Genomic DNA, 24,252 nt, shown 5'->3' with positions numbered 1-24,252 from the left:
TGTCATTCGGCCCGCGGCGACGGCCAGTCGTGAGACGATGGGGCTCTATTTGTGCAGGCCAGCGCCGGGTAGTAACCTGGTATACGCGCGTGCCCGGCATGCGCGTCCAATCATCGTCAAACCCGCTGTGGCCTGCACGGATCGCACGGGAGCGACGTACCTACTACTTACCTGTCCGGAGCAACTCACCACATGTCGTCCCCCACCATCACCTCGCCGCAGGTCGCCGTCAACGATATCGGCTCGGCTGAGGATTTCCTCGCTGCCATCGACGCCACGATCAAGTACTTCAACGATGGAGACATCGTCGAAGGCACGATCGTCAAGGTCGATCGCGACGAGGTTCTGCTTGACATCGGCTACAAGACCGAGGGTGTCATCCCGTCGCGCGAGCTGTCGATCAAGCACGACGTCGACCCGAGCGAAGTCGTCACCGTCGGTGACGAGGTCGAAGCACTTGTCCTCACCAAGGAGGACAAGGAAGGCCGCCTCATCCTGTCGAAGAAGCGCGCACAGTACGAGCGCGCTTGGGGCACGATCGAGGAACTCAAGGAGAAGGACGAGGCCGTCAAGGGCACCGTCATCGAGGTCGTCAAGGGCGGCCTGATCCTCGACATCGGTCTGCGCGGCTTCCTGCCCGCATCGCTCGTCGAGATGCGTCGCGTCCGCGACCTCCAGCCGTACATCGGCAAGGAGGTCGAGGCCAAGATCATCGAGCTCGACAAGAACCGCAACAACGTGGTCCTGTCGCGCCGTGCATGGCTCGAGCAGACCCAGTCCGAGGTCCGCAGCGAGTTCCTCAACCAGCTGCAGAAGGGCCAGGTCCGCAAGGGCGTCGTGTCCTCGATCGTCAACTTCGGCGCATTCGTCGATCTCGGCGGCGTCGACGGCCTGGTGCACGTCTCCGAGCTGTCGTGGAAGCACATCGATCACCCGTCCGAGGTCGTCACCGTGGGCGACGAGGTCACTGTCGAGGTCCTCGACGTCGACATGGACCGCGAGCGCGTGTCGCTGTCGCTCAAGGCGACGCAGGAAGACCCGTGGCGTCAGTTCGCCCGCACCCATGCGATCGGCCAGATCGTCCCGGGCAAGGTCACCAAGCTGGTTCCGTTCGGTGCGTTCGTGCGCGTCGAAGAGGGCATCGAAGGCCTCGTCCACATCTCGGAGCTGGCCGAGCGCCACGTCGAGGTCCCGGACCAGGTCGTGTCCGTCGGCGACGACGCGATGGTCAAGGTCATCGACATCGATCTCGATCGTCGTCGCATCTCGCTGTCGCTGAAGCAGGCCAACGAGGACTACGCGGAGGAGTTCGACCCGTCGAAGTACGGCATGGCCGACAGCTACGACGACCAGGGCAACTACATCTTCCCCGAGGGCTTCGACGCCGAGACCAACGAATGGCTCGAAGGCTTCGACAAGCAGCGTGAGGCATGGGAGGCCCGGTACGCCGAGGCCGAGCGTCGCCACAAGATGCACACCACGCAGATGGAGAAGTTCGCCGCTGCAGCCGCCGAGGCAGAGAACGCTCCGACCGACTACTCGTCGTCGTCGGCATCGTCGACCACCTCCGAGCCGACGTCGTCGACCGGTGCAGCGTCGACCGGTGGTTCGCTGGCCAGCGATGAGCAGCTCGCTGCTCTGCGCGAGCGTCTGTCGGGCAACGCCTGATCACGTAGCTAGATCTCACTGAACCCCGGGACCCCTGGTCCCGGGGTTCAGTGCATTCAGGGGCCGAATACTGTTGGGGCCGTGGGAAATGAAGTGCTGTCGGGCGGATTGGCGATCGGTGCGGGCGTGGCGATCGGCCTGCTGCTGTTCGTTCCATTCGTCGCCCTGAGCTATCGACGACGGGGTGGCCTCACTGTGGGGCGGTCATTGTTGTGGGTCGCGGCCCTCGTCTACTTTTGTGCGATCTGGACCTACACGCTCTTCCCTCTGCCTGACCCGGAACACCTGGTGTGCGTCGGAACGAACACCGACCTGTGGCAGGCGGTGCGCGATATCGAGGGCGCCCGGGACCGGGGGCATCCCTTCACTGATCCGGCGACGCTGCAGTTGGCCCTCAATGTTCTGCTTTTCGTCCCGCTCGGCGTGTTCATCCGGGTCCTCGGTGGACGGGGACTGCCGACTGCGTTGGTCGCCGGAGCTGGTGTCTCTCTCTTTGTGGAGACCACCCAGGTCACCGGGATGTGGTGGATATACGACTGTGCGTACCGAGTGTTCGACGTCGACGATCTGGTCACGAACACCGTAGGTGCTGTCCTCGGTTCGGTCATGGCTCTGGTCGTGCCTCGGCGTATGCGGGGCATGTCCAGGCGCCCGGAAAGCGATGTCGCGTCGCCTGTCACCAAGTCTCGCCGCATAGTCGGAGCTTGGTGCGACGTTCTCGCGGCGGCGATGCTGTCGGCCCTCGTATCGGTGAGCGTCCAACTCTGGCTGGAGTATGTCGCCGACGATCGCGCTGCGGTCTTGTCCGGTGAACTCGCAGCCGCAGTCGGCGGCGCGGTGCCCGCGGTCGTGTGGTTCCTGGTGATCGCGGGGACCGGTCGATCGATCGGGGACTTGTGCGTGGAACTCGAATACCGAGGAGGCCCGCTCCCCGTGGCTCTCCTTCGCGTTGTGAGGTTCTCCTCGGGCATCGGCATGTACTACGCCGTGACGCTGCTGCCGGATCCGTACGATGCCGTGGCGTGGGGATTCGCGGCCCTCGCGCTGATACTCATGGTGTTCACGCGGCACGGGAAGGGGCTGCCGTCCCTCCTGTCGGGTGCATCGCTCGTCGACTCCCGGCCTGCTCCGCCCGTCGACGATGGCGAATCCATGACGCAGCAGTGAGAATGGTGGCGACTGTCGACTGCTGACGAGAGGCGAAGCGATGACCGGTTCCGAGCGTGCACGAGGGTTTCGAGGCAGAGCTGTGGGCACACGCGACACGGTGCGGCCGAATCCGGCCACCGTCGCTCCGGGCGAGGACGTCGAAGTGCCGAAGAACCGGCTGCCGGACTCCTCGATGGCACCGGAGACCGCGTACCGACTCGTTCACGACGAAGCGATGCTCGACGGCAACGCGCGCCTCAATCTCGCGACTTTTGTCGGGACCTGGATGGACGATCACGCCAACCGTCTGTACATCGAGTCGGCAGACAAGAACATGATCGACAAGGACGAGTACCCGCAGACCGCCGAGATCGAGAATCGGTGTGTGTCGATGCTGGCCGCCCTCTGGAACGCGCCCGATCCGGCGCGCGCAATCGGCACGTCCACGATCGGCTCATCGGAGGCCTGCATGCTCGGGGGTCTTGCTCTCAAGCGTCGGTGGCAACACGCACGTCGAGAGGCCGGGCTCCCCACGGACAAGCCGAACCTGATCCTGTCGAGTGCTGTCCAGGTCTGCTGGGAGAAGTTCTGCAACTACTTCGAGGTGGAGCCGCGGTACGTCCCGGTGTCCGAGGATCACCGTCTTCTCGACGGTCACGACCTGCAGTCGTACGTCGACGAGAACACCATCGGCGTCGTCGCGATCATGGGTGTCACCTACACCGGTTCGTATGAACCCGTTGCGCAGATCGCTGCAGCACTCGACGCCATCGAAGACGACACGGGCGTTGACGTGCCGATTCACGTCGACGGCGCGTCCGGTGCCATGGTGGCACCGTTCTCCCGTCCAGATCTGTTGTGGGACTTCGGGATCGAGCGCGTCGCGTCGATCAACACCTCAGGCCACAAGTACGGGCTCGTGTACCCGGGAGTCGGGTGGATCGTCTGGCGAGACCTGGAGGCGCTCCCCGAGGACTTGATCTTCCGCGTCAGTTATCTCGGCGGCGACATGCCGACGTTTGCACTCAACTTCTCTCGGCCGGGTGCTCAGGTGCTCCTGCAGTACTACTTGTTCCTGCGCCTCGGTTTCGAGGGCTATCGCGAGGTGCAGCAGTGCTCGCTCGACGTCGCCGCGTATCTGTCGGAGGCGATAGGGGAGATGGACGCCTTTGAGCTGTGGAGCGACGGGAGGGACATCCCGGTGTTCGCGTGGCGTCTGCGGGACGGGCACACGACCAATTGGACGTTGTACGACCTCTCGGACCGCCTGCGCATGAAGGGCTGGCTCGTCCCTGCGTATCCGCTTCCCGATGATCTGACGGATGTCGTCGTCCAGCGGATCGTGGTCCGCAACGGATTCAGTCGTGATCTCGCTTCTGCGTTGCTCGACGATCTGCGGGCAGAAGTGGCGTATCTCGACCGGTTGGACGGACCGATTCCGCATGCGAGCGAGACGACTCCATTTCACCATTGAACCCATGCGTTGTTGACAATAATTTTCAATAAAGTGTTGACTGTCCGGCATGCAGAAATCTCTCTCCATCCGGACCTCCGCCGTGCTTGTCGCATTGGCGGCAACCCTCACCGCCTGTGCGGGCCCCTCCGACGACGAGGAGTCGCCGTCGCCGAACGTCACCGAACGTGCTCGTGCCACGCCGCGAGTTGTCGTCTCGTACGACGGGGGACTTCGCGTCCTCGACGGAAAGACGCTCGAGAAAGTCGCCGACCTGCAGAAGGGCGGATTCCTCCGGCTCAACCCGGCAGGCGACGATCGCCACGTGATCGTCACGACCGAGGGCGGGTTCGAGGTGCTCGATTCGGGCACATGGCGTGAAGAGCACGGGGACCACGCGCACTACAAGGTCTCCGAACCGCGCTTCACCGGGGCGGCCTTCGAGGGCTCGGAGCCCGGCCATGCCGTGGCCCACGACGACCGCCTGACCCTGTTCTTCGACGGGACGGGTGACGTGAAGACCATTGAGCGATCCGCGCTCGGCGACGAAGCCCCGAACGTGGCCGACTATCGCACTCCGCACCCGCACCACGGAGTCGCCGTGTCGCGCGCCGACGGCTCTCTCGTCGTGACTGACGGGACCGCGGAGTCCCGATCGGGCATTCGGATCGTGAACGCCGAGCAGAGGCAGCTGGCGACGTCATCCGACTGCCCGGGGGTGCACGGTGAGGCCGCGGCGTCGGGCGGCGTTCTGACGTTCGGATGCCAGAACGGGATCCTCGTGGTTCGAGGGAACTCGATCACCAAAGTCGCGTCACCGGACGTCTACGGCCGGATCGGCAATCAAGCGGGCTCGGACGAATCGCCGATCGTGTTGGGCGACTACAAGACTCGCCCCTCTGATCAGTTGCCCGACGACGAGATCGAACGGCCGCGCAGGTTCTCACTGACCGACACTCGCACGGGGTCCCTCCGGATCGTCGATCTCCCCACGAGCTACAGTTTCCGATCCCTGGCGCGCGGTCAGGACGGTCAGGCGATGATCTTGGGGACCGACGGGGCGGTCTACGTGTTCGACCCGGAGACCGGACGTCAGACGGCGCGGCATCAGGTGATCGACCCCTGGACCGAACCTGTCGAATGGCAGGATCCGATGCCTTCGCTCGAGGTTGTCGGCGGTACGGCGTACGTCAGCGATCCGAAGGCGCGAACGTTGACCGCGATCGACATCTACAGCGGCAAGCAGACCGCCCGGACCACGCTGGATGTCCAAGTGGTGGAGACCGCCGCAGTCTCGGGCTGACCGGAAAAGCGCAGGATGCCGCAGAAGTCACGCAGTGGTGGTGGACGAACACGACCACCGCGTGATCTCTGGGGCATCTCGTTGCCCTTTCGCCGCCGGAGGATCAAGGAAGAAGTCGTACTCCAGCGGTTCTACGCCGCCGTACGGCCTGAGATCGGTGACGCCGGCGTCGCGGACCAGGTCGGCGTCGATGAAACACTGACCGGTGACATCGGCCGACGCGCCGACGAGGAATGCAGCCGCATCGCCCATGATCTGCGGACTGCGCGAATGCGCGACGGTCTCGTCGCCGCCGAGGAGGTTCTGCACTGCCGCGGTGGCGATTGTCGTCTCCGGCCACAAGCAGTTGCACGCGATTCCGTCGTCGCGCCACTCGGCGGCGAAACCCAGTGTCGTCCCGTACTTCGAGACCATGTATCCGGGGAACTTCCCGAGCCAGTCCGGGTTGAGGTTGATCGGTGGAGACAACGTCACGACGCGAGCGTGATCGGATCGGCGAAGGTGGGGCAGGCATGCCTGCGTCAGAGCGAATGTGCCGCGTGCGTTGACCTGCTGAATCAGGTCGTACTTCTTCATCGACAGATCAGCGGTCGCAGTCGGAGCGAGTGCACTGGCGTTGTTCACGCAGATGTCGATGCCGCCGAACTCCTCGACAGCAGTTCGGACCAGGCGCGCGATGTCGGAATCGTTCCGCAGATCACCGATCACTCCGATCGCGTTCGCTCCGGTTGCGCGTACCGTGTCGACGGCGGTGTGGATGGTGCCTTCCAGGCGGGGGTCGGGGCTGTCGGTCTTGGCGAGCATGACGATGTTCGCTCCGCGTCGTCCGAGTTCGGTCGCGATGGCGAGTCCGATGCCGCGACTTCCGCCGGACATCACCACGGTGCGGCCTTTGAATGCGGTAGGGCCAGGAATAGTGACAAGTGATGTGGACATGTTCGATCCTTTCGTCGGACCGGTTGGAGTGAACTGTTCAGGAGGCGTCGTCGCCGACGGCGGCCGGACCGAGAAGCTTGCAGACGACCAATGCCGTGGCGATGTCGAGATGGTCGGAACCGGGCGCTTCGGCGAGTGCCTTGGTCACGCGGTACTTGACTGTGTTCCGGTGGACGTTGAGACGTTCTGCTGCCCGCAGATGGCTGTCGCCGGTCTCGAAGTACACGTCGAGAGTTTCGCGGAGAACGGCGGAGGTCTCACCTGGGGCGGCGAGAGGACCGAGTACGTCACGGACCCATTGCCTGGTCGAGTCGAGATCCCGGGCGAGAAGGGCGACCAGACCGACCCCGCGGTCTCCGTACCCGACCACACGGCTGCGCTGTCGTCGATCGTCGTCGACGGCTGTCGAGGTCGCGACGTTGAATGCAGCCTTCGCCTGCTGGTGGCTGCGTCGAAAACCGCTCACACCGTCCCCAGGAAAGCCGACGGCAACTGTGATCGGGTGGTCGGGGCCGAGCGCGGACTCGACGCCCCCGACGTCGATCGTCCGGTCCTGGCGTCGGCCGAGCGGAACCCAGACCCAGACGGTCCTGCGGTCGATCGCGGTGATCAGAGGATCGCCCTCGGCCCGCAACCGGCCGGCGAGAGTCCGTGCGGTGCGGTCGAGATCGCGGACGCTGCAGTCCTCGTCGGTCGACCACACGACCATCGCCGCGTGACGCTGGTCGAGGCGATAGCCGCTGTCCCGTTCGAGATGGCTCGGGTCTCCGGCAGGAGAGTCGAGGAGAGCGTGGATCGCCGAAGTGAGGACATTGCTCTCCACGCCCATCCACCGACGACGTTCGTCCTCATACGCCTCGAAGACGTATTTGGTTATCCAGTCGATGTACTCGTAGACGGTGTCGGAGATGTGCCGGACCACCTGCATCGAATCGGTTGTACTCAGCGACAGCTCGTCGACCTTCGCGTAAACGTCCCGGAGCAGCACACTCTGTCCGACGTGGTAAGCCCGGACCAGCGAGTTCGAAGGCACGTCGCGTTGAGCCAGACGGCGTGCGTACTCGACGGCCGCTGTGGTCGGCTGCAGTCGGCTGATCGAGATGTCGTTGGCGAGCACATGGATGATGGTCGTGACGTTTCCGTGGACGCTGGCGTCGAGCATCTCGGTGAGCACGGCATCCTCACCCAGACCCTCGATGCGTTCGAGGATCTCCCCGGTCACCGACGCTGTCGCCGCAACCTCGTCGTCGCGGAGCCGACGGGCGATGACGTGGGTGTGCTCGGTGAGTTCGGCGGCTTTCATCATGGGCGCCGCCGACCGAGACCACGGAGCGCCGACTCTGCGGCGTTGTATCCGCACAGTCCGTGGATGCCCGCACCAGGTGGTGCGGACTGGGAGCAGATGTACACGCCGGCGACGCCGGTCCGGTAGGGATCGACTGCGGGACGTGGCCGCAGCAGCATCTGCAGGCCAGCGTTCGAACCGCCCAGAATGTCGCCGCCGACGTAGTTCCGGTTCTTCTCCGCCATTCCGGCGACTGAGGTGACATGGGTTGCGACGATGACGTCGCGGAAACCCGGAGCGAACCGTTCGATCTGGTTGATCACCGCCTCCGTGGCGTCGCCGGTGTACCCGAACGGGACATGCGCGTACGCCCAGATGGGATTGATGTCACCGCTACTGCGGGTCGGGTCGGCGAGATACTGCTGCCCGACCAGAACAAACGGGCGGTCTGGCATCACTCCGGTGGCGCGCAGCCGCTCGGATTCGCGGATCTCGGCGAAGTCGCCGCCCAAGTGAACGGTGCCGGCCCGACCACAATCGGGGTCGGCCCACGGGATGTCGCCGCGGACCGCGAAGTCGACTTTGAACGCAGACGAACCCATCGAGTACTTCTCGTAGCGTCGCCGGATCCTGGCCGGCATCTCATCGCCGTACAGTGAGACGACCTGCGTCGGGGACAGGTCGAGAAGGACGATGTCCGCCGGCGGGATGTCTGAGCGTGATGTGACGGGAGTGCCGGTGGTGATCGATCCGCCGGCGTCGGACAGCGCTGCCGCGGCCGCTTTGGTGATCGACCCCGATCCTCCCTCGGCGACGGGCCACCCATAGCGGTGTCCGCTGGCCCCGATCATGAGGCCCAGTGATGCAGTGAGGGGCCGGTCGAGTCTGGTGTAGACGTGAGCGGCGATGCCGCCGAACAGTGCGCGTGCCTCCGGTGTCCGGAACGCGCGGGCGAGCACGCTGGCCGGGAGAACGGCGCGAGGACCGAACACACCCAGCTTGATCGGGTGCGCGGGCACGTTGGCGATTGGACGGAGAAGGTCATGGCCTAGATCGTCGAAGTTCCGTGCGAGATCGCCGAACACGGCCTTCCATCGGCGGCCGTCGACGCCGAGGCCTGCGGCCGTGGCGTCGATCGACTGGTGCAGCAGGGCGGTGGAGCCGCTGTCGAGTGGATGTGCGCAGTCGATATCGGGCCAACGCCAACGCAGACCGTACGATTCGAGATCGACCTCTTTCCAGAACGGCGACCCGACACCCATCGGGTGGAACGCAGAACAGACGTCGTGGATGACGCCCGGAACTGTGTATTCCGCGGAACGGGCTCCTCCGCCGATGTCCTCGTTTGCTTCGATGACCTGGACGTCCACACCGTTGCGGGCGAGGTGGAGACCGGCGGCGAGCCCGTTGGGCCCGCCGCCGACGATGACCGCGTTGGTCATCGATCAACCATCTCGCCGGCGGCAGGTGATGCCGTTGCGGTCCCAGCTGACGCCGTCGCCTGTGCAAAGCGCGTTCCGGCCAACGGGGCGACGTCCGCGCGGGAGTGGACGTCGAACGGGATCGGACCGTCGGGCAACCACGGTTGTGTGTTGATCGCGTCGTTCACTCGGTACGTGCCTCGCTCCACCACACCGAGGGCTGCGTCGATGATCTGATATTCCTGTGTGCCTTTGTGGATCGGCTGTGATTCGATCCAGGCGACGATGAACTCGCCCGGAGCGAAGTTGCACCGGCGCTGCAGAGCGTCGATCAGGTGCTTGTTGTGGAAGTGGCCGTCGCCGAAGTTGAAGCCGAGGATCGAATTGCACGCGAACTCGGCTTCCCGCAGGGTGTACGTGTTGATGTCGTCGCCGAGTTCACGTTGCATGAGGGAGAACAGCGCACGACCCTGGCTGTGGAGCGAACGCCACCCCATGAGTTGATGCATCACGACGTCAGCGACGTCGGGCGGGTAGCTCCCGAGCAGCTGCGTTCGGGTGTTCTGCGCTCCTCGGACCACGAACTCCTCCAGCTTCTCTTCGGCGCCGGGCGCGAGGGCCCACGTGGCCGATGCCCAGTTGCCTGCATACTGCCGCATGCTCGGCAGGAACGACACCAGATCGGGTCGAAGGTTGCCCAGGATCGGGAAGAACAGCATCACTGCGACGGCGAGGACGATCGCCCACGGGGCGGTCGCGTCAGTCACGCCGAAGCCGTCCCACGCGGGGAATCCCCAGAAGAGGAAGACCGCTGCGTAGGCGAACAAGATGTTCCACTCCAACGGAACGGCCAGCGGGAACGTCGAGAAGATGAAGAGGTGGAAGGCCACCATCAGGACGACGGCACACAAGGTGAGCGTTCGGTTCGTCGAGAACAGCAGGACGAGCGGAGTGATGATCTCGACGACAGTACCGAGCACGTGGCCGACTCCGCCTGCCAGGACTGACGGACGCATGTCGTCGGGGAATCGGCGATAGTGGGCGCGCTTGATCCCCTTGAACGGCAGCCACGGCGTGTTCGACAGCATCGGTGGGATGACCATCGAGAAATGATGCCCCAACTTGGACACTCCGGCGCCGACCCACACGATCACGATGAGCAGTTTCAACGCGATGATCATGTCGATGAACGGCATCACGGCGAAGAACACCACTGCGGGCAGATACTGCTCGCTTCGACCACCGAGGAAGACGACCTTGTCGCGCAAGCCCATGGCAACGACCATCGCGATCAGCGAGTAGAGGGCGGCGGGGTTCACCAGTCCTGCCGAGCCGGGACGGAGCGCTTCGAGAGTCGTGTTGTCGACGGACGGCAACACGAGCGCAACCACCACGTTCATCAGGATCGCGGCATACAGCGCGACGTCGAACAGTGTGCGCCGGTCACCTCCAGTGAACGGGACCTTGTCCGGCCACGGGGCCATCCTGAGAGTGTTGGGCTTGAGCCAGAAGTGGAACCCGCCGGTCATCGGTTTGAAGTGGCCTGCGAGGGGTCCCCAGGATCCTCCGAGTCCGAGGATCTCCAGGAGCATCGTCCACAGGACGAGCTTCTGGTAGACGATGGGCTGATTCCACCAGGTCGTGATGTCGAAGACACCAAGACCCGAGGTCGTCGTGGCGATGGTGACGCCGAGCGCGATGTGCAGTACCGCGACCTTCACCAGATAGATGATGTTGATGATCTTCGGTGTGCCGAATCCGTACTCGGCCCAGTGGGCGCCGAGGACTTGCAGCCGGTCCATGAACGGCCTGTCGAGGAACGTCTCCGGGTCGACAGGGGGAAAGTTGGGCTTGAGCAGTCCCATGGTGCTGTCCGATCTCAGTGGGTGGGTGGTGTCAGGCGTCGACGGCGGTGCGGGTCTGCTGCCGGAGCGACGGTTTGTCGACCTTGCCCACCGGATTCCGGGGGAGCGCGTCGACGATGTGGATCTCGGTGGGGCGCTTGGCCTTCGTGAGGACGGCGCGTAGATGCTCGGCAAGCTCGTCGCTGTCGAGCGGGGCGTTCGGGTACGTGACGACGAAGGCGACGGGGACTTCGCCGAGGACTGGGTCCGGCGCTCCGACCACGGCGCTTTCGAGCACGCTCGGGTGGGTGGCGATGGCCGCTTCGATCTCCTTCGGGTACACGTTCTCGCCGCCGCGGATGATCATGTCCTTGATGCGGTCGACGATGGACAGGTAGCCGTCGGCGTCGAGCACGCCGATGTCGCCGGTGTGCAGACGCCCGTTCACGACCGCGGCGGCTGTGGCCTCGGGCCGCTCCAGGTAGCCCCGCATCACGTTGGGACCGGAGATCACGACTTCGCCGCGTTCGCCGGTCGGCCGTGCCTTGCCGTCGGAGTCGACGACCTCGACCTTCTGACCGGGCAGGGCGACTCCGACCGTCCCGAGCTTGCGCACGCCGAAACGGGGATTGCAGGTCGCCACGCACGTGCTCTCGGTGAGCCCGTACCCCTCGACGATGGTGACGCCGAGTTTCGACTCGGAGGCGTCGAGCAGTTCCTTCGAGATCGGGGCCGCGCCGCAGATCGCGAAGTGGAGACTGCTGACGTCGGCGTCGTTGATGTCCGGCGACGACGTCAGCAGGGCATAGATGGTCGGCACCGCGGAGAAGTAGGTGGGGCGCAGGGTCGCGACGTCGGTGAAGAAGCGGCGGACCGAGAACGATCCGGTGATGCTGAGTTGCCCGCCGACCAACATCATCGGCAGGAAGCTGGCGTACAGGGCGTTCGAGTGGAACAACGGGAGGATGAGCAGGGCGTGGTCGTCGGCGTCGAGGCTGAGGTGTCCGGCGATGGCCGTGGCCATGTACAACGCGTTCGCGTGGGTCTGCTCGACGCCTTTGGGCGACCCGGTGGACCCCGACGTGTAGATGATCAGCGCGACGTCAGTAGGCGCAGGTTCGGCGGGCGCGATCCACGTCGGATCGGGGACTGTGTTGAGCTCGTCCGGATGAAGCTCGGTCCGTCCTGCCACCGGGCCACCCGGGGTGCGTCCGACGACCACACGAACGGCGGCGTCGTCGAGCTGGTAGTCGGCTTCGGCTGCAGTGAAGTTCGGGTTCACGGGAGTCGCCGTCGCACCGAGTCGCCACGCGGCCATGAGCGCGATCACGAGGTCGACCCGATTGTGGAGGAACGTTCCGACCACATCTCCCCGCGCGATGCCGAGATTCTCGAGATGCTGTGCCGCGGCATCCACGCGGTCGGCGAACTGCCGGTATGACAACGCGGTGTGGTCGTCCCGGACGCAGGCGCGGTCGCCGCGGTCGGCGAGGTTCCATGCGAAGTATCCGTTGGTGGTCACGTGAGCAAGTCCTTTCATTGCTGTGACCACTGACACTATTGATGGGCGATGTGACTTGATACGGCCTGCGAGGCCAGACTTTTCGGGCGCGTTTGTGCTCGCGGCACAACCGACTCGGACGGGGGTCAGACCTCGGCTTCGCCGTCCCCCGAGAGACGCTGTTCGGCTACATGGCGGAGGCTGTCGACGAGGGCCCGGCCCGCGGGGCTGAGCGGTCGATGCGCGACGACGGTGAGCCCGACGCTGTGACTCACGTTCGGCAGATCCGCCGGGAGTCGGACGAGGTGCGAGTCGGCCCGGCCGATGAGACTGGGGAGGACTGCGATCGTCCTGGTGCGTCGCAACAACTCCCTCACTGTCAGGAAGCTGGTCGCTTCGACACGGTCCTCGGGCAGGGGTGCGCCTGTCCGTGCGAACGCCTCCTCGAGTTCATGTCGGAGTGCGGTCTCGGTGCCGGGGAGGATCCACGGGAGATCGGACAGATCGGCGAGCGACAGTCGATCGGCGTCGGCGAGCGGATGCCCTATGCCCGCGAACACTTCGACGTTCTCTTCGTAGAGCGGGATCCGGGTGAGTGTCGATGTGCTCGGCGCGGTGAGCCTGCCGACGATCATGTCGATCCGGCCGGCCTCGAGCTCACTCGACAGAGCTTCCGGGGACCCCTCCCGAACGATGACCGTGAGAAGGGGACGGTCCGCTTTGAGATCGGCGATCGCCTGTGGCAGCAGGACATTGGAACCGGCGAGGTGAGTTCCGACGGACACGGTCCCGCGATCCGCGTCAGCCAACTCCACAACGTGTCGACCCGCTTGGTTCAACTGTGCGAGGACGGCTCGTGCGTGCTCGGTGAAGGCGATCCCGAAGATCGTCGGCGTCACGCCGCGCGGCCCACGCTTGAAGAGCTCCACGCCGAGTAGCGCTTCGACATCGCGCAGACTTCGGGTGGCGACGGGCTGGGTGATGTGGAGTTCGGCGGCCGCTCCGACAACGCTTTGTTGCCGACTCAGCGCGTCGATCAACACGAGGTGGCGGATCTTGAGCCGGCCGTCGAGAAGTTTTGGGACGTCCATCTGATCAGCTCCCGGTTCGACCGCGGGTGGACTCGATGAGGATTGCGAGTGAGGCGGACAGGGAACTGCTCGGCTCCGCGAGGTCGAGGAACACGTCGAAGTGATCGCGGTCGGGGATGGTCATCGACCGGCACGTCAGGAACGGGGACCATCGAGTGTGGAGTTCGTCGCTTTGGGTGGAGAATCCGCGGGCTTCATTCGCAGCACGGGCGATGACCACGGTCGAGTCGCCGCGGGGCGGCGGTGCGAGCAGGGGGCTCACCTCCGAAGCCATGCCCTCAGTTAGGTTCAGCCATGCGTTCGCCGGCGCGTCCACGAGCGGGCGGAGATCGTAGAGTCCGCTGATCAGTAGTCCTTCAGTGGCGGCTCGGCCCCCGAGGCCGATGTCGTGTGTCCACTGCCCGCCGACCATCGTCATCGCGGCGAGGTGGGCGCCAGCCGAGCTCCCGCCGACGACCACTCGCTCGGTGTTGATGCCGAGATCATGACCTCGAAGGCGGACGAACGCGTATGCCGCGCGAACCTGCCGCACGATCTCAGGCAGCGTGGTGGCCGGAGCCAGGCCGTAATCGATTGAAACGGTGGCGATCCCGCGGTCGGCGAGGACCGCGGCCATGAACGCTGTGTGCTGACGGGAGAGCGCCCGCCAGTATCCGCCGTGCACGACGAAGAACGTCGGGCGTGGAGTCTCTCCGACACCCCACACGTCGAGCCGCTGACCGCTGCGCCCGTCGTACACCACGCCGGCGTGTCCGGAAAGATCAGCCGTGGCGTGCGCGGACTGTGCAAGGTACTCGGCCATGACGTGTCGGAAGCGGTCCGGGGTGACGGTGGCCTGCGCGTTGTAGGCGTCAGCGGTCTGGTTCGGCACAACTGTGTCCTCTCTGGTGACGTCCGCCAGGTTCCGTCACTTCGGCTATTCCTGTCCAATGCCAATCGGCCTTGTGGGTATGCCCACCCTGGTATGCCGAGGTATGCGTAAAAGGGTATGACGTTCACGTGATTAGGCATTTGTTCAGCATGGCGACATGGATCACAGTAGGTGCATGACCGATGGCACCTCACAGTGGATCCGCAATTACGTGGACGGTTCCTTCACCGACCCCGGACAGGGGCAGACCTTCGACGCAGTGGATCCCTCAACCGGACGGGTGTATGCACGCGTTCACGAAGCCGACCGTGAACTGGTCGATCGCGCGGTGATCTCGGCTCGGCGCGCCCTTGACGACGGGTGGGCCGATCGGCCCGTCGCCGACCGGGTCGGGATCTTGCGCCGCGCAGCCGACTTGATCGAGGAACGGTTTGACGAGTTCATCGCGGCCGAACTCGCCGACACCGGTAAGCCGATCACTCAGGCGCGGTCGCTCGACGTCGCACGTGCACCCGCGAACTTCCGTGCGTTCGCCGACATGGTTGCCGCAGCGGGCGAGCAGTCGTTCACCACGGAAACCGCGGACGGGGGACGGGCTCTCAACTACACGGTGCGGAAGCCGCTCGGTGTGGTGGCCGTGATCGTGCCGTGGAACCTGCCGCTTCTCCTGCTGACGTGGAAGGTCGCACCCGCATTGGCGTGCGGCAATGCGGTAGTGGTGAAACCGAGTGAGGACACGCCGGGCAGCGCGTCGTTGCTCGCCGAAGTCCTCGAACAGGCCGGCCTGCCGCGAGGTGCGTACAACGTGGTCCACGGGTTCGGCGCCGGCTCTGCGGGCGAGTTCCTGACGTCGCACCCGAAGATCGACGGCGTCACCTTCACCGGCTCGTCGGCGACCGGATCGCACGTCATGAAGACCGTGGCGCCACGGGTTCGGCCTGTGTCGCTGGAACTCGGCGGAAAGAACGCGGCGATCGTCTTCGACGACGTCGACGTCGGCGAAGCGGTGAACGGTCTGAGCCGGTCGATATTCACCAACACCGGACAGGTGTGCCTCTGTACTGAGCGCGTCTACATCCAGCGCAACGTGTTCGACGATGTCGTCGCGGGTCTGGTAGACGCAGCGAACGCGCTGACTCTCGGGGTACCGACCGACCCTGAAACCACGACCGGCCCACTGATCTCGGCGAAGCACCGAGACAAGGTGCAAGCCTGCCTCGACCTGGCGGTCGAGGAGGGGGCGGACGTATTGGTCGGCGGCGGAGCGCCGACGCTCGGAACGGAACTCGACGGTGGGTTCTGGATGCAGCCGACTCTCTGGACCGGCCTGACCAACACCGACCGGACGATGCGCGAAGAGATCTTCGGTCCCGTCGCGGGGCTTGTTCCCTTCGACACCGAGGACGAGGCGGTCGCTCTCGCGAACGACACCGAGTACGGACTCGCGTCCGCAGTGTGGACGAACGACCTGCGGCGCGGACACCGCGTCGCAGGCCGGATGAACGTCGGACTGTCGTGGGTCAACACCTGGTACCTGCGCGACCTGCGGTCGCCGTTCGGTGGTGTCGGCCTATCCGGGATCGGGCGCGAAGGCGGCGAATCGTCGCTCCACTTCTACACCGAACCGACCAACGTGTGCGTGCGCCTGTGAGCACCACGACCATCAACCAGGAGACCCGAATGAACGATCAGGTGGCCGCACTCGCAGAGCGGCTCGACGATGCACAGACCCGTCGGATCGAGACGACCAGCATCGAAGCCGATCGTGAGCTGTCGCCGGACTTCGACGTCGCTCTCGCATACCGCGTGCAAGACGAGTTGATCGCGCGGCGAGAAGCGCGCGGCGAGAAGGTGATCGGCGTCAAACTCGGCTTCACGAGCAAAGCCAAGATGGCCCAGATGGGAGTCTCCGACGTCATCGTCGGACGCCTCACGGACGCCATGAAGATCACCGACGGCGGAGTAGTCGACCTCGGACGGTTCATCCATCCCAAGGTCGAACCGGAAGTCGCCTACCGGATCTCCTGCGACGTGGACCTCGACGATCCAGACGTCGACATGCTCGAGCACGTCGACGCCATCGCCGCGGCCGTCGAGGTGATCGATTCCAGGTATCTCGACTTCGTCTTCACCTACGCGGACGTCGTCGCCGACAACACGTCGGCATCGGGATTCGCCCTCGGAGAGTGGGTGCCGCTGCGCGAAGCCGCAGACTGCGCCGTGACAATGACGGTCGGCGACGAGGTGACATCCGGCTCGACGGCGGCCATTCTCGACGATCCGGCGAACGCGCTGACCGCTTTGCTCGACATGTGCCGCCGTCACCGTATCCCGCTGCGGGCCGGTCAGATCGTGCTTGCCGGAGCCGCGACGGCGGCCACTGCACTCACTGCGACGTCCGTGTCATGTGTGGTCGACGGTGTCGGCTCGGTCGGGTTCACCGCACACGCGTCGGAGGTGACGGCATGAGCGACACGACTGCATCGACCGGGGGAGTCCTCGCCGGCCGCGCCAAGCCCCGTGGACGATTCCCGCACGTGAAAGTCGTGGGCGATCTCATCTTCGTGTCCGGAACCAGTTCGCGGCGTGCGGACAACACGTTCGTCGGTGTGCAAGTCGACGAGATGGGGACCACCGACCTCAGCATCGAGGAGCAGACGCGAGCCGTCATCGAGAACATCCGAGACATCCTCGGCGAGGTCGGGGCGGGTCTCGAGGACGTCTGCCAACTCACCACGTATCTCGTGTCTATGAACGACTTCGGTGTCTACAACCGGGTGTACGGCGAGTACTTCGACGAGAACGGCCCCACGCGGACGACCGTCGCCGTCCACCAGTTGCCGCACCCGCACCTTCTCATCGAGATTCAAGCGATCGCGCACCGCCCAACCCGGTCGTGACCGGCCACCATTCACTAACAGGAGACCCAGACATGACGAGCATTCCTCCGGTCATCAACTTCCACGGCTGGATCCGCGACAACCAGCACTTGCTCAAGCCGCCGGTGAACAACCAGATGATGGCGTTGGGAGACGACTTCATCGTCCAGGTGGTCGGCGGGCCCAACGAGCGCCACGACTACCACTTCGAACCGTACGAGGAATGGTTCTACCAGGTGAAGGGCGACATGCACGTCAACCTGATGACCGACGACGGACCCGTACGTGTCGACATCCGCGAGGGTGAGACGTGGCTGATGCCTGCGAACATCGCTCACTCTCCGCAGCGACCAGACCCGGAGTCGATCGGCGTCGTCATCGAGCGGGTGCGGCACGAGGGCACTCTTGAGAACTTCCGCTGGTACTGCCTGGAGTGTGACGCGCTGGTTCACGAGGTCCGCCTGCAGGTGCGGGATCTCGTGAAGGACATGCCCCCGGTGTTCGCTGCATTCCACGAGGACATCGACGCACGGACATGCGGTCGGTGCGGCGCCCTCCATCCGGGAAAGGGCTGAGATGGCGGGGACCATCGACGTCCACACCCACTACGTTCCGCACGGCTGGCCCGACGTCAGCGACGTCGCGGGCCCGGACGCGCCGTGGTTGCGTGTGGAGTCCGAACGTGAAGCGATGATGATGACCGGCGGCGTCGAGTTCCGTCGCATTCAGTCAGACGCCTGGGATCCCGAGGTCCGCCTCGCCGACATGGATGCCGACGGCGTGCAGACACAAGTCGTCTCACCTACGCCTGTGTTCTTCAACTACGCGCGCACCGGAGAGCAGGCCGCGAAGATCGCGACGATCTTCAACGATCTCGCCCTGGACATCACCGGGCCGGCGGGGGACCGGATGATCCCGTTCTGTCAGGTCCCTCTGCAGGATCCCGAACTCGCCTGCAAGGAACTCGACCGGTGCCTGGACAACGGTCACCGCGGTGTCGAGATCGGCAATCACGTCGGCGACCGCGACCTCGACGACGCGGGCGTCGTCGAGTTCCTGCAGCACTGCGCATCCCGCGACGTGCCGGTGTTCGTCCATCCGTGGGACATGACCGGATCGCCGAGGCTCGATCGGTGGATGGCCAAGTGGCTTGTCGGAATGCCGGCCGAATCACATCTCTCGATCCTTGCGATGATCCTCGGTGGCGTCTTCGATCGGGTCGACGACCGGCTCAAGATCGGGTTCGCCCACGGTGGTGGATCCTTCGCGTTCTGGCTCGGCCGCATGGAGAACGCGTGGCACCGTCGGAACGACGTCATCGGAACCTCGGAGTTCCCGCCGTCGCACTACCTCGGACGGTTCTACGTCGACTCGGTGGTGTTCGACGACCGCGCCCTGCGACTGCTTGTCGACACGATCGGATCTGAACGCGTCATGGTCGGCAGTGACTATCCGTACCCGTTGGGGGAGCGGCCGGTCGGCGAAGTGGTCGTCAAGAGTGAATTCCTGGAGCCCGCGACCCGCGATCTCATCCTGAGGGGGAACGCCGAACGGTTCCTCGGCTTGTCGACGTCGTGACGTGCCGCGATCTGTCTCCACTGCCATGCTCACGCAGGCATGGCGGCAGCGACAAAGAGCATTTGTGTGACATGAAGCACTGACATTGGCTTGAGGTGTGGCGGGTTACCCGCAGTGGATCGACCCTCCCGAATCGATCGCCCCAACCCCGAGCAGCTCCAGAAAGGCATCCCGATGACCCAGAAACACTCGTCGCCCCAGGCGGTGACAGACATGCAGAAGCGGCGTCGAGTCGGATCGGCGATGCTCGTCGGCACCACACTCGAGTGGTACGACTTCTTCCTCTACGGCACCGCCGCGGCGCTGATCTTCAACAAGCAGTTCTTCCCGTCGCTCAGTCCCACGGCCGGCACCCTCGCCGCGTTCAGCACGTTCGCGGTCGGCTTCGTCGCACGCCCGATCGGCGGACTCGTCTTCGGGCACTTCGGTGATCGGATCGGTCGGCGGAACACGCTGATCGTGTCGCTGTTGATGATGGGCATCGCGTCGACCCTCATCGGTGTGGTCCCGAACTATGCGTCGATCGGAGTGTGGGCGCCGGTGCTGCTCGTGCTCCTCCGCGTGGTGCAGGGCATCGGCCTCGGCGGCGAGGGCGCCGGTGCGACGCTGATGTCTATGGAGCACGCTCCCGCCGACAAACGGAACCTGTATGCGGGCTTCCCGCAGATGGGCACCCCGGCGGGGTTGGTCCTGGCCAATGTGGTGTTCCTCTCGACGAATGCCCTCATGCCGTCCGATGCGTTCGATTCCTGGGGATGGCGGATCCCGTTCCTGCTCAGCGGTCTGCTGGTGATCGTCGGGCTGGCGATCCGTCTCCACGTCGAGGAGTCGCCGACGTTCGAATCCGTTGTCAGCCACCGCGCGGTGGAACGCTTCCCGTTGCGTGAAGCAGTCCGTGTCGGCGTCGGACGGATGGCGCTCACCGTCGGTCTCATGGTCGCGAACTCGGCCGCCGCCTACGTCTTCATGGTCTTCACCCTGTCGTACGGCACCAAACACCTGGACTACAACCGCACCTTCCTGATCGCATGCGTCTCGGTGGCGGCGGTCATCTGGTTCGCGACGATCCCGTACTGGACCGGCATCGCCGACCGAAGCGGTCGCCGGGCGATGTTCATCGGCGGATCGCTCGCACTTCTCGTGTGGTGTGTGGCGTTCCTTCCGATGCTCGACACGGGCAGCAACGCCGTCGCGGCGGTGGCGTTCCTCGGCATGGGGTTCATCGTCCCGGTGACACACAGCGTTCAGGGGGCGATCATCGCCGATCTGTTCCCTGCGTCGGTCCGCTACTCCGGCACGTCGCTCGTCCTCCAGGTCGGCGCGATCCTCGGCGGCGGACTGGCGCCGATCATCTCGTCCGCTCTGGTGGGCGAGTCGGGCGGCTCGGCCGGCGTGACCGTGTATCTCGCCATCGTCTGTGCGCTCAGCCTGGTCTGCGCCGCAGTCCTGTTCCGCACGCCTGCTGAGGCTCCGGCCGAACGGACCGAGGCGTCGGCCGCCGTGTAACAACAGCAAGCACCGAACGCCACAGAAGTCACGGAGTGGTCGTGGATGAACACGACCACTGCGCGACTTCTGTGGCTTTTCGCTGTATTTCTACTTCTGCAGGGCGCGACGGCGGTGCAGGGTCGACGCGATTCCGCCTGCAGCAGCACGGACCGCGTCGGCGTGGGGTTCGGGGCGATAGCGGCTCAGCGGACCGGTCACGCTGATGGCCGCCACGACATCGTTAGTCGCGACGTCGAGTATCGGCGCGGCGACGCAGGCGATGCCACGGGTCGACTCCTCGAACTCGTAGGCGACGCCGGTCTCTCGGGCCGCGTCGAGTTGGGCTGCGAGCAGGCCGGGCGCGACGATCGTCCGAGGCGACAGCCGAGCCAGCGGGCCACTCAGCACGTCGTGACGCAGCGCCGGATCGGCGTGCGCGAGCAGTGCTTTGCCGATGCCCGTGCAGTGCAGGGGCATTCGTCCTCCGGTGCGCGACGGTGCGCTCGCCTGACGGTGTCCGCCGATCTTCGCGACGTAGACCACTTCGTGGCCGTCGAGGACACCGAGATGCACCGTCTCCCTTGTCCGTTGGTAGAGGTCTTGGAGGAAGGGCATCGCGATCTCCAGCAGTCCGCGTTCGACCGACGCGCGCATCCCCAGCTCGAACAGCCCGCCGGAGAGGCGGTAGCCGTTCTCCGTGCGGTCGAGGAGGCGTGCGGTCACCAGCTCGCCTGCTAGCCGGTGGGCGGTCGCCTTATGTAGGCCCGATCGCCGGACGATCTCGGCGAGGGGCAGATCGTGGTCGTCCACAGTGAACGAATGCAGGATCAGCATCACCTTGCCGATGACTGTCTGAGTCTGATCTGTGCTGGTCACATGCCGATTGTAGCTCTGTGTCTCACTCAGCGAGACGGAACCCTTGGCGTCGTCGGCGAACCGGGTGACGATCGTCTCATGACTTCTTCTGTTGATCGCGACGTCGCCGAAGACCAGGCGGCACAGCGACTCCTCTCTGCATTGCAGACCCGCACCGCATGCACCCCTGTCCGTGATCTCATCGGGCCCACCGATCTGCCGGCCGCCTACCGCGTGCAGGAGCGTCTCACCGCCGGCCGGGTCGCGGGCGGCGCGCGAATCGTCGGGCGCAAGATCGGGCTCACCTCGGCGGCCGTCCAGGAGCAGATGGGTGTCGACCAGCCCGACTTCGGCGTCCTCTTCGACGACATGGCGTACACGGGCGACGAAGTGGTTCCGATGGACCGCCTTCTTCAGCCGAAGGCCGAGGCCGAGGTCGCGTTCGTCCTGAAGAAGGACCTCGCCGAGGGCCCACTCGACATCGAGCAGATCCGCGACGCCGTCGACTACGGAGTGGCCGCTCTCGAAGTGTGCGACAGCCGCATCGACGGTTGGGACATCGCCTTCGCCGACACGGTCGCCGACAACGCGTCGTCCGGCGTCTACGTGCTCGGAAGCGACCGCAAGACGCTCGACGAGTTCGCGCCCGTCGAGGTCGGCATGCGCATGCTCATCAACGGCGAGGAGGTGTCCACCGGCAACGGTGCGGCCTGCCTCGGTGATCCCCTCAACGCTGTCGCATGGCTCGCCAAGGCCGCCCGCGACTTCGGCGAGCCTCTTCGCGCAGGTCAGGTCATCCTGTCCGGCGCTCTCGGTCCCATGCGGCCGATCGAATCCGGTGACGAGGTGACCGTTGAGATCACCGGTCTCGGCACGGTCGTCGCGAAGTTCAGTGAAGGAAACGCACATGAGTAAAAAGACCAAGGTCGCCATCATCGGCTCGGGCAACATCGGCACCGACCTGATGATCAAGGTGATCCGCACCGCCAAGCACCTCGAAATGGGGGCGATGGTCGGCATCGACGCCGAGTCCGACGGTCTCGCGCGGGCAGCACGCATGGGTGTGCCGACCACCCACGAGGGTGTTGAAGGCCTCGTCAACATGCCGAACTTCGACGAGATCGAGATCGTGTTCGACGCGACGTCGGCCAAGGCGCACGAGTACAACGCGTCGATCCTGGCGCCGCTCGGCAAGCGTCTCGTCGACCTGACGCCCGCCGCGATCGGCCCGTACGTGGTGCCCGCGGTCAACATCGACGAGCACCTCGACGCGCAGAACGTCAACATGGTCACGTGTGGCGGGCAGGCCACGATCCCGATCGTCGCAGCCGTCTCTCGCGTCGCGCCCGTCGCCTACGCGGAGATCGTCGCATCCATCGCATCGAAGTCGGCCGGACCCGGCACTCGCGCGAACATCGACGAGTTCACCGAGACCACGTCGAACGCGATCAAGTCGGTCGGCGGCGCCGCCAACGGCAAGGCGATCATCATCATGAACCCGGCCGAGCCGCCGCTGATCATGCGTGACACCGTCTACGCCCTAGTCGATGCACCCGACCTGGACACGCAGGACCAGATCCGCAACTCGGTGGAGAAGATGGTCGCCGACGTGTCGGCGTACGTCCCCGGCTACCGGCTCAAGCAGAAGGTGCAGATCAACCCGATCTCGGAGACGTCGCCCGTCGGCACCCTCATGGCAGAAGAGCCGGAGTCGGCTCCCACGCACCAGGTGTCGGTGTTCCTCGAAGTGGAGGGCGCCGCTCACTACCTCCCGGCCTACGCCGGAAACCTCGACATCATGACCTCGGCGGGCCTCCAGTACGCCGAGCGGATCGCCGCAGTCGCGGCGCAGGAGACCGCAGACTCTGAAGGAGCAGGCGCATGACAAAGATCTTCGTTCAGGACGTCACCCTGCGTGACGGGATGCACGCACTCCGCCACCAGATCAGCACCGACGACGTCAAGCGCATCGTCAGTGCGCTCGACGAGGCGGGCGTCGATGCCATTGAGGTGGCTCACGGAGACGGTCTCGCCGGCGGCTCGGTCAACTACGGCCCGGGTTCCAACACCGACTGGGAGTGGATCGAGGCGGCCGCCAGCGTGCTGAAGAATGCGCGCCTGACCACTCTGCTGCTTCCGGGTGTCGGCACCGTCGAGCACCTCGAGAAGGCCTGGGACCTCGGTGTTCGTTCGGTTCGAATCGCCACGCACTGCACGGAGGCCGACGTCTCCGCGCAGCACATCGCCGCAGCGCGCGAGATCGGCATGGACGTGTCGGGCTTCCTGATGCTGTCGCACATGTCGGAGCCGGAGAAGCTGGCACAGCAGGCCAAGCTGATGGAGTCGTACGGCGCGCACTGCGTGTACATCACCGACTCGGGCGGCCGCCTGACCATGAACGACGTCGTCGCCCGCGTGAAGGCCTACCGTGACGTGCTGAACCCGGAGACGGAGATCGGCATTCACGCGCACGAGAACCTGTCGCTGTCGGTCGCGAACTCCGTCGTCGCCGTCGAGAACGGCGTGTACCGCGTCGACGCGTCGCTCGCAGGGCACGGTGCAGGTGCAGGCAACTGCCCGATCGAGCCCTTCGTCGCCGTGGCGAACCTGTCGGGCTTCGAGCACGGCTGCGACCTCAACAAGCTCGAGGACGCTGCCGACGACATCGTCCGTCCGCTGCAGGATCGTCCGGTCCGCGTGGACCGCGAGACCCTCACGCTCGGCTACGCCGGTGTGTACTCGTCGTTCCTGCGCCACGCCGAGGCAGCCGCGCAGCGCTACGAGCTCGACGTCCGCGACATTCTCACGGTCTGCGGCGAGCGCCGTCTCGTCGGCGGCCAGGAGGACATGATCGTCGACATCGCCCTCACTCTGGTCGAGGAGCGCGAGGAAGCCCAGGCTTCGTAAGCTCTGCAATTCTCGCGTGTAGA

The 24,252-nt window shown here is 65.2% G+C and carries 21 protein-coding genes; 13 read left to right on the top strand and 8 right to left on the bottom strand.

Annotation, left to right across the window (positions count from 1 at the left end):
- Positions 1-192: 192 nt before the first annotated feature.
- From rpsA to aztD, 4 genes are all read left to right on the top strand, one after another.
- Complete coding sequence (gene rpsA / locus JVX90_RS09845) at positions 193-1,668, top strand: 30S ribosomal protein S1 (protein ID WP_205332147.1); 1,476 nt, start codon at positions 193-195, stop codon at positions 1,666-1,668.
- Positions 1,669-1,749: 81 nt separating this feature from the next.
- Complete coding sequence (locus JVX90_RS09840; RefSeq protein ID WP_240194128.1) at positions 1,750-2,835, top strand: VanZ family protein; 1,086 nt, start codon at positions 1,750-1,752, stop codon at positions 2,833-2,835.
- Positions 2,836-2,917: 82 nt separating this feature from the next.
- Positions 2,918-4,291, top strand: a complete 1,374-nt coding sequence (locus JVX90_RS09835; protein ID WP_205332146.1) for a glutamate decarboxylase — start codon at positions 2,918-2,920, stop codon at positions 4,289-4,291.
- Positions 4,292-4,340: 49 nt separating this feature from the next.
- Complete coding sequence (gene aztD / locus JVX90_RS09830; RefSeq protein WP_205332145.1) at positions 4,341-5,573, top strand: zinc metallochaperone AztD; 1,233 nt, start codon at positions 4,341-4,343, stop codon at positions 5,571-5,573.
- A gap of 27 nt (positions 5,574-5,600) precedes the next feature.
- Here the strand turns inward: aztD and JVX90_RS09825 are convergent, their stop codons facing one another.
- From JVX90_RS09825 to JVX90_RS09795, 7 genes are all read right to left on the bottom strand, one after another.
- Complete coding sequence (locus JVX90_RS09825; RefSeq protein WP_205332144.1) at positions 5,601-6,509, bottom strand: SDR family oxidoreductase; 909 nt, start codon at positions 6,507-6,509, stop codon at positions 5,601-5,603.
- Positions 6,510-6,546: 37 nt separating this feature from the next.
- Positions 6,547-7,815: a helix-turn-helix domain-containing protein gene (locus JVX90_RS09820; RefSeq protein WP_240194127.1), complete on the bottom strand. Its 1,269-nt coding sequence runs from the start codon at positions 7,813-7,815 to the stop codon at positions 6,547-6,549.
- Positions 7,812-9,236: an NAD(P)/FAD-dependent oxidoreductase gene (locus JVX90_RS09815; protein WP_205332143.1), complete on the bottom strand. Its 1,425-nt coding sequence runs from the start codon at positions 9,234-9,236 to the stop codon at positions 7,812-7,814. Before JVX90_RS09815 ends, JVX90_RS09820 begins: the two co-directional genes overlap by 4 nt.
- The gene (locus JVX90_RS09810) at positions 9,233-11,080 is read right to left on the bottom strand and encodes a DUF3556 domain-containing protein (protein WP_205332142.1); all 1,848 of its coding nucleotides are present in this window, start codon (positions 11,078-11,080) and stop codon (positions 9,233-9,235) included. The genes JVX90_RS09815 and JVX90_RS09810 overlap by 4 nt, the downstream gene beginning before the upstream one ends.
- Positions 11,081-11,111: 31 nt before the next feature.
- Positions 11,112-12,581: an AMP-binding protein gene (locus JVX90_RS09805; RefSeq protein ID WP_205332141.1), complete on the bottom strand. Its 1,470-nt coding sequence runs from the start codon at positions 12,579-12,581 to the stop codon at positions 11,112-11,114.
- Positions 12,582-12,706: 125 nt separating this feature from the next.
- On the bottom strand, positions 12,707-13,651 hold the full coding sequence (locus JVX90_RS09800) for a LysR substrate-binding domain-containing protein (RefSeq protein ID WP_205332140.1): 945 nt from the start codon (positions 13,649-13,651) through the stop codon (positions 12,707-12,709).
- A gap of 4 nt (positions 13,652-13,655) precedes the next feature.
- On the bottom strand, positions 13,656-14,522 hold the full coding sequence (locus JVX90_RS09795; protein WP_205332139.1) for an alpha/beta hydrolase: 867 nt from the start codon (positions 14,520-14,522) through the stop codon (positions 13,656-13,658).
- A gap of 175 nt (positions 14,523-14,697) precedes the next feature.
- On the opposite strand from JVX90_RS09795, the gene JVX90_RS09790 reads away from it, so the two are divergent.
- The 6 genes from JVX90_RS09790 to JVX90_RS09765 all read left to right on the top strand — a co-directional run bounded on the left by JVX90_RS09790 (position 14,698) and on the right by JVX90_RS09765 (position 20,485).
- Complete coding sequence (locus tag JVX90_RS09790; protein ID WP_205332138.1) at positions 14,698-16,173, top strand: 2-hydroxymuconic semialdehyde dehydrogenase; 1,476 nt, start codon at positions 14,698-14,700, stop codon at positions 16,171-16,173.
- A gap of 29 nt (positions 16,174-16,202) precedes the next feature.
- The gene (locus JVX90_RS09785) at positions 16,203-16,991 is read left to right on the top strand and encodes a 4-oxalocrotonate decarboxylase (protein WP_205332365.1); all 789 of its coding nucleotides are present in this window, start codon (positions 16,203-16,205) and stop codon (positions 16,989-16,991) included.
- Positions 16,988-17,422 (top strand): RidA family protein, encoded by a 435-nt coding sequence (locus JVX90_RS09780; protein WP_205332137.1) that lies wholly within the window; start codon positions 16,988-16,990, stop codon positions 17,420-17,422. The genes JVX90_RS09785 and JVX90_RS09780 overlap by 4 nt, the downstream gene beginning before the upstream one ends.
- 32 nt (positions 17,423-17,454) lie before the next feature.
- Positions 17,455-17,976, top strand: coding sequence for a 3-hydroxyanthranilate 3,4-dioxygenase (locus JVX90_RS09775; RefSeq protein ID WP_205332136.1), 522 nt, complete (start codon positions 17,455-17,457; stop codon positions 17,974-17,976).
- A gap of 1 nt (position 17,977) precedes the next feature.
- A complete protein-coding gene (locus JVX90_RS09770) occupies positions 17,978-18,979 on the top strand; it encodes an amidohydrolase family protein (RefSeq protein ID WP_205332135.1) in 1,002 nt (333 codons plus the stop codon).
- Positions 18,980-19,192: 213 nt separating this feature from the next.
- Complete coding sequence (locus JVX90_RS09765; protein ID WP_240194168.1) at positions 19,193-20,485, top strand: MFS transporter; 1,293 nt, start codon at positions 19,193-19,195, stop codon at positions 20,483-20,485.
- A gap of 90 nt (positions 20,486-20,575) precedes the next feature.
- On the opposite strand, the gene JVX90_RS09760 is transcribed toward JVX90_RS09765, so the two are convergent.
- Positions 20,576-21,301 carry an IclR family transcriptional regulator gene (locus JVX90_RS09760; protein ID WP_205332364.1) on the bottom strand — a complete coding sequence of 242 codons (726 nt, stop codon included), beginning with the start codon at positions 21,299-21,301 and terminating at the stop codon, positions 20,576-20,578.
- Between the two features lie 120 nt (positions 21,302-21,421).
- On the opposite strand from JVX90_RS09760, the gene JVX90_RS09755 reads away from it, so the two are divergent.
- The 3 genes from JVX90_RS09755 to dmpG are packed head-to-tail and all read left to right on the top strand — an operon-like array spanning position 21,422 to position 24,229.
- The gene (locus tag JVX90_RS09755; RefSeq protein ID WP_205332133.1) at positions 21,422-22,237 is read left to right on the top strand and encodes a fumarylacetoacetate hydrolase family protein; all 816 of its coding nucleotides are present in this window, start codon (positions 21,422-21,424) and stop codon (positions 22,235-22,237) included.
- On the top strand, positions 22,230-23,207 hold the full coding sequence (locus JVX90_RS09750; RefSeq protein WP_205332132.1) for an acetaldehyde dehydrogenase (acetylating): 978 nt from the start codon (positions 22,230-22,232) through the stop codon (positions 23,205-23,207). The genes JVX90_RS09755 and JVX90_RS09750 overlap by 8 nt, the downstream gene beginning before the upstream one ends.
- Complete coding sequence (dmpG, locus tag JVX90_RS09745; protein WP_008380000.1) at positions 23,204-24,229, top strand: 4-hydroxy-2-oxovalerate aldolase; 1,026 nt, start codon at positions 23,204-23,206, stop codon at positions 24,227-24,229. The genes JVX90_RS09750 and dmpG overlap by 4 nt, the downstream gene beginning before the upstream one ends.
- Positions 24,230-24,252 lie beyond the last annotated feature (23 nt).

Source organism: Gordonia sp. PDNC005, from assembly GCF_016919385.1.
In the GTDB taxonomy this organism is placed as follows: Bacteria; Actinomycetota; Actinomycetes; order Mycobacteriales; family Mycobacteriaceae; genus Gordonia.
The sequence above is the reverse complement of the archived record's forward strand: the minus strand, read 5'-3'. Positions and strand labels throughout refer to the sequence as shown.

Excerpts from the sequence above, each read along its gene's own strand:
- JVX90_RS09750 (WP_205332132.1), top strand. The coding sequence starts at position 22,230 with ATGAGTAAAAAGACCAAGGTCGCCATCATCGGCTCGGGCAACATCGGC.
- rpsA (WP_205332147.1), top strand. The coding sequence starts at position 193 with ATGTCGTCCCCCACCATCACCTCGCCGCAGGTCGCCGTCAACGATATC.
- JVX90_RS09810 (WP_205332142.1), bottom strand. The coding sequence starts at position 11,080 with ATGGGACTGCTCAAGCCCAACTTTCCCCCTGTCGACCCGGAGACGTTC.
- JVX90_RS09760 (WP_205332364.1), bottom strand. The coding sequence starts at position 21,301 with ATGCTGATCCTGCATTCGTTCACTGTGGACGACCACGATCTGCCCCTC.
- dmpG (WP_008380000.1), top strand. The coding sequence starts at position 23,204 with ATGACAAAGATCTTCGTTCAGGACGTCACCCTGCGTGACGGGATGCAC.
- JVX90_RS09765 (WP_240194168.1), top strand. The coding sequence starts at position 19,193 with ATGCAGAAGCGGCGTCGAGTCGGATCGGCGATGCTCGTCGGCACCACA.
- JVX90_RS09790 (WP_205332138.1), top strand. The coding sequence starts at position 14,698 with ATGACCGATGGCACCTCACAGTGGATCCGCAATTACGTGGACGGTTCC.
- JVX90_RS09820 (WP_240194127.1), bottom strand. The coding sequence starts at position 7,815 with ATGATGAAAGCCGCCGAACTCACCGAGCACACCCACGTCATCGCCCGT.
- JVX90_RS09755 (WP_205332133.1), top strand. The coding sequence starts at position 21,422 with ATGACTTCTTCTGTTGATCGCGACGTCGCCGAAGACCAGGCGGCACAG.
- JVX90_RS09780 (WP_205332137.1), top strand. The coding sequence starts at position 16,988 with ATGAGCGACACGACTGCATCGACCGGGGGAGTCCTCGCCGGCCGCGCC.
- JVX90_RS09825 (WP_205332144.1), bottom strand. The coding sequence starts at position 6,509 with ATGTCCACATCACTTGTCACTATTCCTGGCCCTACCGCATTCAAAGGC.
- JVX90_RS09800 (WP_205332140.1), bottom strand. The coding sequence starts at position 13,651 with ATGGACGTCCCAAAACTTCTCGACGGCCGGCTCAAGATCCGCCACCTC.
- JVX90_RS09770 (WP_205332135.1), top strand. The coding sequence starts at position 17,978 with ATGGCGGGGACCATCGACGTCCACACCCACTACGTTCCGCACGGCTGG.
- aztD (WP_205332145.1), top strand. The coding sequence starts at position 4,341 with ATGCAGAAATCTCTCTCCATCCGGACCTCCGCCGTGCTTGTCGCATTG.
- JVX90_RS09775 (WP_205332136.1), top strand. The coding sequence starts at position 17,455 with ATGACGAGCATTCCTCCGGTCATCAACTTCCACGGCTGGATCCGCGAC.
- JVX90_RS09785 (WP_205332365.1), top strand. The coding sequence starts at position 16,203 with ATGAACGATCAGGTGGCCGCACTCGCAGAGCGGCTCGACGATGCACAG.
- JVX90_RS09815 (WP_205332143.1), bottom strand. The coding sequence starts at position 9,236 with ATGACCAACGCGGTCATCGTCGGCGGCGGGCCCAACGGGCTCGCCGCC.